General features: G+C 72.4%; 7 protein-coding genes. 4 read left to right on the top strand and 3 right to left on the bottom strand.

Annotated elements, in window-relative coordinates; translation table 11 throughout:
- Positions 1-114 precede the first annotated feature (114 nt).
- The gene (locus ACFVH5_RS42175; RefSeq protein WP_385838983.1) at positions 115-1,098 is read right to left on the bottom strand and encodes an FAD-dependent oxidoreductase; all 984 of its coding nucleotides are present in this window, start codon (positions 1,096-1,098) and stop codon (positions 115-117) included.
- 66 nt (positions 1,099-1,164) lie between these two features.
- Between ACFVH5_RS42175 and ACFVH5_RS42170 the strand changes: the two genes are divergently transcribed.
- Together ACFVH5_RS42170 and ACFVH5_RS42165 are read left to right on the top strand one after the other, a co-directional pair.
- Entirely contained in the window at positions 1,165-2,184 is a 1,020-nt protein-coding gene (locus tag ACFVH5_RS42170; protein WP_385838982.1) for an oxidoreductase, read from the top strand.
- A gap of 76 nt (positions 2,185-2,260) precedes the next feature.
- On the top strand, positions 2,261-3,901 hold the full coding sequence (locus ACFVH5_RS42165; protein WP_384815536.1) for an ABC-F family ATP-binding cassette domain-containing protein: 1,641 nt from the start codon (positions 2,261-2,263) through the stop codon (positions 3,899-3,901).
- Positions 3,902-4,015: 114 nt separating this feature from the next.
- Here ACFVH5_RS42165 and ACFVH5_RS42160 read toward each other — a convergent pair whose 3' ends face one another.
- Both ACFVH5_RS42160 and ACFVH5_RS42155 read right to left on the bottom strand, forming a co-directional pair.
- The gene (locus ACFVH5_RS42160) at positions 4,016-6,412 is read right to left on the bottom strand and encodes a Tex family protein (RefSeq protein WP_385838981.1); all 2,397 of its coding nucleotides are present in this window, start codon (positions 6,410-6,412) and stop codon (positions 4,016-4,018) included.
- Between the two features lie 120 nt (positions 6,413-6,532).
- Complete coding sequence (locus ACFVH5_RS42155; protein ID WP_385838980.1) at positions 6,533-7,399, bottom strand: hypothetical protein; 867 nt, start codon at positions 7,397-7,399, stop codon at positions 6,533-6,535.
- Positions 7,400-7,533: 134 nt separating this feature from the next.
- Here ACFVH5_RS42155 and ACFVH5_RS42150 point away from each other — a divergent pair, with 134 nt between their 5' ends.
- Together ACFVH5_RS42150 and ACFVH5_RS42145 are read left to right on the top strand one after the other, a co-directional pair.
- Entirely contained in the window at positions 7,534-8,505 is a 972-nt protein-coding gene (locus tag ACFVH5_RS42150; protein ID WP_385838978.1) for a GlxA family transcriptional regulator, read from the top strand.
- A 214-nt stretch (positions 8,506-8,719) separates the two neighbouring features.
- Positions 8,720-9,355 carry a DJ-1/PfpI family protein gene (locus tag ACFVH5_RS42145; RefSeq protein ID WP_385838977.1) on the top strand — a complete coding sequence of 212 codons (636 nt, stop codon included), beginning with the start codon at positions 8,720-8,722 and terminating at the stop codon, positions 9,353-9,355.
- The last annotated feature ends 169 nt before the right edge of the window (positions 9,356-9,524 follow it).

The following is a 9,524-nucleotide window of genomic DNA, read 5'->3' as shown; positions in this document are numbered from 1 at the left end:
CACGAGGCTGGGTCGGGGGGGGGGTGGGGTGGGGGGGGGGGTGGTCGTGGTGGATGCCGCGCGCCCCCGCCCCACCCCACTCCGCGGGGGGGGGGTGTAACCCGGCGACCTCAGCTACAGCGGGCCCGCGCCTGCAACGAGGTCCAGGGCAACCTCCGCGCAGCCCCAAGCCACCGTCACTCCCGCCCCACCATGCCCATAGTTGTGCACCAACACCCCGCTCCCCGCCGCGCCGCCGCCCAAGGCATCCCGTTCGAGCCGCACAGCGGACCGCACGGGCCGCACCCCCACCCGATGCCCCAGCACCCGCGCCCCCGCCACCTCCGGCCGGAGCACCGCACAGCGCGCGACGATCCCCGCGGCCACCTCGGGATCGGGTTCCAGGGACCAGTCCCCGTCGTCCGTGGTCCCGCCGAGCACCAGCCGCCCCGGCTGCGGAAAGAGATACGTGGTCGTCCCGGCCACCGCGTCCGTGGACACCAGCCACGTCCGGATCCCCGGGTTCTCCACGATCACCAACTGCCCCCGCACGGGCCGCACCGCCGTGTCCCCGAGCAGCTCCCGCGCACCGAGCCCCGTGCAGTTGACGACGACCCCGGCCTGCGCCCGGGCCTCCGCGAGGTCCGTCACGGTCCGTGACTCGACCACCCCGCCCGCCCGCAGGAACCGCGCCCGCAGCCACCCCAGATGCACCGGCATGTCGATCAGCGGCAGCTTCGCCCACAGCCCCGGGCCCGCGTACTCCTCGGCCGTGGACGTCCGCAGCCCCGGCAACCGGGCCGCGGCCCACGTCCCCTGCTCGTCAAGGCGTGCCTCGCCCATGACACCTTCGACCATGCGTACGCCCGTCTCGTCGGGCCGCGCCGCCAACTCCTCGTACACGGACAGTGATCGCAAGGCCCACGTCCGCGCGAGATCCTGCGGCTCGATGGCGTACGGCCACCAGAGCGCGCCCGCAACCGCCGAGGTGGTCCGCTCGGCGGGCTCCCGCGTCCAGATCCGTACGCGTCTGCCGCTCTCGGCGAGTACCAGGGCCGTCGTGAGTCCTATGACCCCGCTGCCGACCACGATCACGTCACTGCTTCGATCTTCCGCCACGCGGGGACGTTAGCGGAATATGTCATGCCGTGCTCAGAGTTGGCCCAGTCCGGGAATACTCACAGCATGTCTGCCGAGTACGCGACCTTCGGCCTGGCACCGGCGATGCGTGCCGGTGGAGTACTGGCCAACGGTGACTACCAAGCGCACCGGGACTTCGTCGACTTCATCGTCGACGGACGCCCGCTGCTGTACCAGCTGTCCGACCTCGACGCCGTGTCCCCCCTCGCCTCCGACGTACCACCCGCGATCTTCATGGCCCAGGTGCAGAGCCTGCTGCTGGAAGCCGACCCTCCGCTTGAGGGCGGCCGGTACGTCATATACGGCTGCCCGGAGTGCGAGGACCTCGCCTGCGGTGCCGTGACCGCCGTGATCGACCGGCAGGGCGACGACTTCGTCTGGCGCGACTTCGCCTGGCAGACCGACGAACACCCGGACCTGGAACGGAACGGCTATCACGGCATCGGCCCCTTCCTCTTCCACGGCGACACATACCGTGCCGCCCTCGGCTCCCTGCTCGCCGGGGCTCGGGGCGAGCGCCGCCGGGTCCTGCTCATCGGAGCCCGTGCCGCCGTCCTGGGCAAGCTCGCCGCCGCCCTGCGCATCATCGGCATCGGCGCGGACATCACCCGGGACGCCACCGGCGTACCCGCCGACGAACTGCGCACCTACGGCGCCGTCGCCTTCGGCCGGGCCGTCACCGAGCGGGAACGCGCCGACGTCCGGCGCTCCTTCGAACAGGCCGGCGTCGACGTCGCGTACGTCGAGGGGCTGGCCCCGATCGTCCCGCTCCTGGTCGCCCAGATAGAGAACGCCCTGGACCGCAGCCCCCGGGAACAGCGCCGACTGACCCGGCTGGTCGCCGCCGACGGCGAGGCGGGCATCGAGGTCACCTCACCCTGCCGGGTCCGGCTGACCGCGTACCGGCTGGACCGCCTCTACCGCACCCATATGCACGAGGTCTTCGACGGCGTCCTCGAAGCGGGCCGCCACCGGCTTCCGCTGGACACGAAGGCGACCAGAGGGGAGTCCTTCATCGTGGCGCGGACGTCCGGGAGCGTACTGGTGGAGGCGATGGCCCGCTGACAGTCAGGGCCGGGCGCCCGCGTGCGCGAAACCCTGGCGCGGGCGCGCGGGCCCGGCGATTAGGATCGGCCTCCTGATGACTGCCACTCTCGTCGCCAAGAACCTCGCCGCCGGCCACGGTGACCGCACCCTCTTCGCCGAACTCGACCTCGTCGTCGCGCCCGGCGACGTGATCGGTCTCGTCGGTGCCAACGGCGCGGGCAAGTCCACCCTGCTCCGGATGCTCGCCGGTCTCGACAAGCCCGACGAGGGCGAGCTGCGGCTCTCCCCGCCCGCCGCGGCCGTCGGCCATCTGCCGCAGGAGCCGGAGCGCCGGCCCGGCGAGTCCGTACGGGAGTTCCTGGCGCGCCGCACCGGCGTGGCCGAGGCCCAGCGGGTCATGGACGAGGCCACACAGGCGCTCGTCGACGGGGCACCGGGCGCGGACGACGCGTACGCGGACAGCCTGGAGCGGTGGCTCGCGCTGGGCGGCGCCGACCTCGACGAGCGGGCCGAGGAGGTCGCCGACTCGCTCGGCCTCGCCGTCGGCCTGGACCAGCCGATGACCTCGCTCTCCGGCGGCCAGGCGGCCCGCGCCGGACTCGCCTCGCTGCTCCTGTCCCGCTACGACGTGTTCCTGCTCGACGAGCCGACCAACGACCTCGACCTGGACGGTCTGGAGCGCCTCGAACGCTTCGTCTCCGGGCTGCGCGCGGGCACGGTCGTCGTCAGCCACGACCGCGAGTTCCTCACCCGCACGGTCACCAAGGTCCTCGAACTCGACCTGGCCCAGCAGCAGATCACCCTGTACGGCGGCGGCTACGAGGCCTATCTGGAAGAGCGGGACGTGGCCCGCCGGCACGCCCGCGAGGGCTTCGAGGAGTACGCCGACAAACGGTCCGCCCTTGAGGGCCGCGCCCAGATGCAGCGCTCCTGGATGGACAAGGGCGTCAAGAACGCCCGGCGCAAGGCGAACAACGACAACGACAAGATCGGCCGCAAGTTCCGCAGCGAGGCCAGCGAGAAGCAGGCCGCGAAGGCCCGGCAGACCCAGCGCATGATCGAGCGCCTGGACGTGGTGGAGGAGCCCCGCAAGGAGTGGGAGCTGCGGATGGAGATCGCGGCGGCCCCGCGGTCCGGCTCCGTGGTCGCCACCCTGCGCGACGCCGAGGTCCGGCGCGGCGACTTCACCTTCGGCCCGGCCACGCTCCAGATCGACTGGGCGGACCGGGTGGCCGTCACCGGCGTGAACGGCGCGGGCAAGTCCACACTGCTCGGCGCCCTGCTCGGCCGGGTGCCACTGGACTCGGGGCACGCCACGCTCGGCTCGGGTGTGATCGTCGGAGAGGTCGACCAGGCCCGCAAGCTGTTCCACGGCACGGAGGCCCTGCTCGACGCGTTCTGCGCGGCCGTCCCCGACACCGAGCCGGCCGAGGTCCGTACGCTCCTGGCCAAGTTCGGCCTCAAGGCGGAACACGTCCTGCGCCCGGCCGCCAGCCTCTCCCCGGGCGAACGCACCCGCTCGGCCCTGGCCCTGCTCCAGGGCCGAGGCGTGAACCTCCTGGTCCTCGACGAACCGACCAACCACCTCGACCTGCCCGCGATCGAACAACTGGAGTCGGCCCTCGACTCCTACGAGGGCACGCTGCTCCTGGTCACCCACGACCGCCGCATGCTGAACGCGGTCCACACGACCCGCCGCCTCGAGGTGGCGGAAGGAAAGGTGGCCGAGCTCTAGCCCCGTGAGGGGCGCGGGGAACTGCGCGGCCGGCCCCACCGGACCCGCACGTCACCACGGTCCGGGCCCGCCCCTCCGGTGGAACCGGAGAGAGCGGGCCCGGCAGCCCAGAACTCAGCCCCGCCTCTTCCCACCCTTCGGGTCGGCGAGCCCCGCCCGCCGCAAGGCGTCAGCCATCGCACTGTTCCCGGGCGCGGGCGCGGACGTCTGACGCGAACCCCCGCCACCCCCTCCGCCGGTACGCCCCCGCTGCTGAGGCGGTCGCCCACCACGCTGGGAGCCCCGCTGAGGGCGCCCGGAGCCACCCTCCTGCGCAGCCGCCGACGCGTCGTCGTCCAACCGCAGGGTCAGAGAGATCCGCTTCCGCGGAATGTCGACCTCCAGCACCTTCACCTTCACGATGTCCCCGGACTTCACGACGTCCCGAGGGTCCTTGACGAACGTCTTGGACATCGCGGAGACATGGACGAGCCCGTCCTGGTGCACGCCCACATCCACGAACGCCCCGAACGCCGCCACGTTCGTGACGACCCCCTCAAGCACCATCCCCGGCTCAAGGTCGGCGATCTTCTCGACCCCGTCCTTGAAGGTCGCCGTCTTGAACGCGGGCCGCGGGTCGCGCCCCGGCTTCTCCAGCTCCCGCAGGATGTCCGTCACCGTCGGCAGACCGAACTTCTCGTCCACGAAGTCGGTCGGCTTCAGCGAGCGCAGCGCCCCCGTGTTGCCGATCAGCGAACCGACCCCGCTCCCCGCCGTCTTCACCATCCGGCGGACCACGGGGTACGCCTCGGGGTGCACGCTCGACGCGTCCAGCGGGTCGTCGCCGCCACGGATCCGCAGGAAGCCCGCGCACTGCTCGTACGCCTTGGGGCCGAGCCGTGCCACCTTCTTCAGCGCGGTGCGTGAGGTGAACGGGCCGTTCGCGTCGCGGTGCGCCACGATGTTCTCGGCGAGCCCGGAGGTGATGCCGGAGACCCGGGTGAGCAGGGGAGTGGACGCCGTGTTCACGTCCACGCCGACGCCGTTCACACAGTCCTCGACGACCGCGTCGAGGGAGCGCGAGAGCTTCACCTCGGACAGGTCGTGCTGGTACTGGCCGACGCCGATCGACTTCGGGTCGATCTTCACCAGCTCGGCGAGCGGGTCCTGCAGCCGCCGCGCGATGGAGACCGCGCCGCGCAGCGACACGTCCATGCCGGGCAGCTCCTGCGTGGCGAACGCCGACGCCGAGTACACGGACGCCCCCGCCTCGGACACCATGACCTTGGTGAGGTTCAGCTCCGGGTGCTTGGCGATCAGTTCACCGGCGAGCTTGTCCGTCTCGCGGGACGCCGTGCCGTTGCCGATGGCGATCAGCTCGACCGCGTGCTCCTTGGCGAGGCGGGCGAGCTTGGCGATGGCCTCGTCCCACCGGTTCGCCGGGACGTGCGGGTGGATGACGTCCGTGGCGACGGCCTTGCCGGTCGCGTCGACCACGGCCACCTTCACCCCCGTACGGAACCCCGGGTCGAGCCCCAGCGTCGAGCGCGTGCCCGCCGGGGCGGCGAGGAGCAGGTCGCGCAGGTTCGTCGCGAAGACGTTGACCGCCTCGTCCTCGGCGGCCGTGCGCAGCCGCAGCCGCAGGTCGATGCCGAGATGGACGAGCAGCCGGGTGCGCCAGGCCCAGCGGACCGTGTCCGTCAGCCACTTGTCACCGGGTCGGCCGCGCTCGGCGATCCCGAAGCGCTGCGCGACGATCCCCTCGTACGAGGACGGGCCGGGCTGCTCGGACGGCTCCTCGGGCTCCAGGACGAGGTCGAGGACGTCCTCCTTCTCACCGCGCAGCATGGCGAGGACGCGGTGCGAGGGCAGCGCCTTGAAGGGCTCGCTGAAGTCGAAGTAGTCGGCGAACTTGGCGCCGGCCTCCTCCTTGCCGTCCTTGACCTTGGCGGCCAGCCGGCCGCGCACCCACATGCGCTCGCGCAGCTCGCCGATGAGGTCGGCGTCCTCGGAGAAACGCTCGGTGAGGATCGAGCGGGCGCCGTCGAGGGCGGCCTGCGGGTCGGCGACGCCCTTGTCTGCGTCCACGAAGGCCGTGGCCGCGGCGACCGGATCGACGGACGGGTCCTTGAGAAGTCCCTCGGCGAGCGGCTCCAGGCCCGCCTCACGGGCGATCTGCGCCTTCGTGCGCCGCTTCGGCTTGAACGGCAGGTAGATGTCCTCCAGCCGCGCCTTGGTCTCCGCGCCCTGGATCCGGGCCGCCAGTTCGTCGGTGAGCTTGCCCTGCTCGCGCACCGAGTCGAGGATCGCCGAGCGCCGCTCCTCCAGCTCCCGGAGATAGCGCAGCCGCTCTTCGAGCGTGCGCAGCTGCTCGTCGTCGAGCATCTCGGTCGCTTCCTTGCGGTAGCGGGCGATGAAGGGCACCGTCGAGCCGCCGTCGAGCAAGTCGACGGCCGCCTTGACCTGCCGCTCCCGTACGCCGAGTTCCTCGGCGATCCTGCCTTCGATGGACCCTACGAGGGGTGTCGTCACGATCCCGTACCGCCTTCTTGACTGAGGTTGCGCGGCAATTGTGGCAGGTGGCACCGACAACGGGGGATCAAGGGCGGCCGGACGCGCCCGGCGTTCGACGTGATGTCCGGCCGGAGCGGGTCAGCCCTTGCCGAACGCGCTCTCGGGGAAGGCGCCGGCGGCCAGCGCCTTCGTCGTCAGCCCCGTACCCAGCTCCGTGAGGCGCTCGACACCGGCGGCGCCCAGATGCTCGTACGGAGCCGTGTCCAGGCGGTCCGTGCTCGCCTCGATCTCCTTGCGCAGGGCGACGCCGGCCTCGGTCAACTCGCCCTCGGCGGTGAGCAGTCCCCGCTCCCGGAGCCGCCCCTGGGCCGCGTTCCAGTCCTCGCGGTGCCAGCCGCGGGAGGACAGGACCCACTTCGGTGCCATGCCCTTGCCGGTGGCGGTGTGGCTCACCAGCGCCTCCACGGGGTCGAGTTCCGCGCCGAGGAGCACCGCGAGGTGCCCGTCGCCCCGGTGCTCGCGCAGCAGCGTGGCCGCGTGCCAGAGCGCGAGGTGCGGCTCCTCGGGCACCGGCAGGTCCGCGTGGGCGGCGTACAGCGGGCGGGCGGTCCTGGTGCACGCCTCCGTGGCGCGCAGGGCGAGCTGCGCCGCCTCGGCGACCTCCTTGGAGGCGATCACCTCGTCCCCGAGCAGCCGTCGCAGCAGGCGGTCCGCGACCCGCAGGCGTGCCGCGAGCACCACCTCCGGAGAGGCGATCCGCCACACCTCGGGCACGTGCCGCGCCACCAGTTCGTGGCGGAAGTTGTAGAACGTCGCCGTGACGGTGCCCGGGCCCACCGCCCCCATGGCCGCAGCACGCGACGCGAAGTAGGCGGCACTGCGGTCCGTCACCCCGACCGCGGCCAGCTCCGTGCCGAGCTCAGGTGAGAAGTACTGGCACGAGTGCAGCGGGTTGAGGACGTTGTGGCATCGGCGTCCGGCACGCTCCGGCAGGGCTGTCGTCATGCCTTGCACGTTACCGACTGGTTGGTACACAGGGAATGGTGGGGCACCCATCCGGCCTTGGTCGCACCCGCGTGGCAGAAAAGGTGGGCTACTCGTCATTGCGGCCATCCGCGCACCGGCGAAGAATCGGACCCATGGCGCACCGAACCGTCCTCCTCGTCCTCTTCGACGGCGTCCAGAGCCTCGACGTCACGGGCCCCGTGGAGGTCTTCGCGGGCGCGGACCTCCAGGCCGGCGAGCCCGGGGAGACGTACCGCATCCACACCGCATCCCTGGACGGCTGGCCGGTGCGCACCTCCAGCGGGCTGACCCTGGTCCCGGACCACGCGCTCGTCGACGCCCCCGCGCCGCACACCCTGCTCGTCCCGGGCGGTCGGGGCTCACGCGGCCCCGATCCGCGCGTGCTCGACTGGCTGCGCGAGCACGGCCCGCGCGCCGAGCGGCTGGTCTCCGTCTGCACCGGGGCGATCCTGCTCGCCGAGGCGGGCCTCCTGGACGGCCACCGGGTGACGACCCACTGGGCGTACTGCGAGCGCCTCGCCCGCGACCACCCGGCCGTCGAGGTGGACCCCGATCCGATCTACGTACGCGACGGCAGGGTCGCCACCTCGGCCGGGGTCACCGCCGGGATCGACCTCGCCCTCGCGCTCGTCGAGGAGGACGTCGGCCGGGAGGCGGCGCTCGCCGTGGCCCGCCACCTCGTGGTCTTCCTCAGACGCCCGGGGAACCAGGCCCAGTTCAGCGCCCAGCTGTCCGCCCAGACGGCCCGGCGGGAACCCCTGAGGGACGTCCAGCAGTGGATCACCGAGCACCCCGGCGACGACCTGTGCGTGGAGAAGCTCGCGGCCCGCGCCCGGCTGTCGCCCCGCCACTTCGCCCGCGCCTTCCAGGCCGAGACGGGCACGACTCCCGGCCGTTACGTCGACTCGGTCCGCCTCGAACACGCCCGCCGCCTCCTGGAGGACACCACGGACGGCGTCGAGGAGATCGCGAGGTCCAGCGGCTACGGCACCCCCGAGGCCATGCGCAGAGCCTTCATGAAGACCCTGGGCACACCCCCGGCGGAATACCGCCGCCGCTTCCACCCGATGACCAGCGCCCCGTAAAAGGCGCCCGGGGGGCGCCTTCCAGGGGCGCGGGAACTGCGCGCCCAGCCCCCACCGAACCCGCACGTCACCTCCAGCCTCAGCTGCCCTTCAGGGGCGCGGGGAACGGCGCGACAAGCCCCCACCGAACCCGCACCCAACCCCAGACCTCAGCACCCCCGGACCTCTCCGCACCCCCGGACCTCGACACCCCGCCACAAAAGAAGGCGCACCCATGCAGATCGCCATCGTCATCTTCGACCGCTTCACGGCCCTGGACGCAGTGGGCCCCTACGAAACCCTCGGCCGCCTCCCCGAAGCGGACACCGTCTTCGTCGCCGAGCAGCGCGGCCCCGTCCGCACCGACACCGGCAACCTCGCCATCACGGCCGACAAGGCCCTCGCCGAGGTCCCGCACCCGGACATCGTGGTGGTCGCGGGAGGCCCCGGACAGACCCCGCAGATGGAGAACGAGGCGCTCCTCGACTGGCTGCGCACGGCCGACACCACCAGCACCTGGACGACATCCGTGTGCACGGGCTCACTCCTGCTGGCCGCGGCCGGACTGCTCAGGGGCCGCCGCGCGACCTCGCACTGGCTGGCCCTCGACCACCTGGAGCGCTTCGGCGCCGAGCCGACGGGGGAGCGGGTCGTCACCGACGGCAAGTACGTGACGGCCGCCGGCGTCTCGTCCGGCATCGACATGGGCCTCACGCTGCTCGGCAGGATCGCGGGCGACGAGCACGCGCAGGCGGTGCAGCTGGCGGTGGAGTACGACCCCCGGCCGCCCTACGACGCGGGCTCCCCGCAGAAGGCACCCGCCCACCTCGTAGAACAGCTCCGCTCACGCAGCCGCTTCATCCTCTCCTAGGCCGCGGCCCAAAGCCGCGTCCTGGGCCCTAGGGCCTGTCGTCAAATTCCCGCCTGCCGGGCGACGCCTGGCACGTACTCTCGCTGCACCGGGCGAAAGCCCAAGTACGTCCAGTACGAGGGCTTCCGCCCGGCACACCGAGAGCACGCACCAGACGCCGCCCGGCCCG

Origin of the sequence: Streptomyces sp. NPDC127119 (genome assembly GCF_042677425.1) — a bacterium.
Classification (GTDB): Bacteria; Actinomycetota; Actinomycetes; order Streptomycetales; family Streptomycetaceae; genus Streptomyces.
This window is presented reverse-complemented; position numbering and strand designations above follow the sequence as displayed.

What these genes read in the sequence shown, in the direction of transcription:
- ACFVH5_RS42145 (WP_385838977.1), top strand. Translation starts at nt 8,720, where the DNA reads ATGCAGATCGCCATCGTCATCTTCGACCGCTTCACGGCCCTGGACGCA.
- ACFVH5_RS42170 (WP_385838982.1), top strand. Translation starts at nt 1,165, where the DNA reads ATGTCTGCCGAGTACGCGACCTTCGGCCTGGCACCGGCGATGCGTGCC.
- ACFVH5_RS42165 (WP_384815536.1), top strand. Translation starts at nt 2,261, where the DNA reads ATGACTGCCACTCTCGTCGCCAAGAACCTCGCCGCCGGCCACGGTGAC.
- ACFVH5_RS42150 (WP_385838978.1), top strand. Translation starts at nt 7,534, where the DNA reads ATGGCGCACCGAACCGTCCTCCTCGTCCTCTTCGACGGCGTCCAGAGC.
- ACFVH5_RS42155 (WP_385838980.1), bottom strand. Translation starts at nt 7,399, where the DNA reads ATGACGACAGCCCTGCCGGAGCGTGCCGGACGCCGATGCCACAACGTC.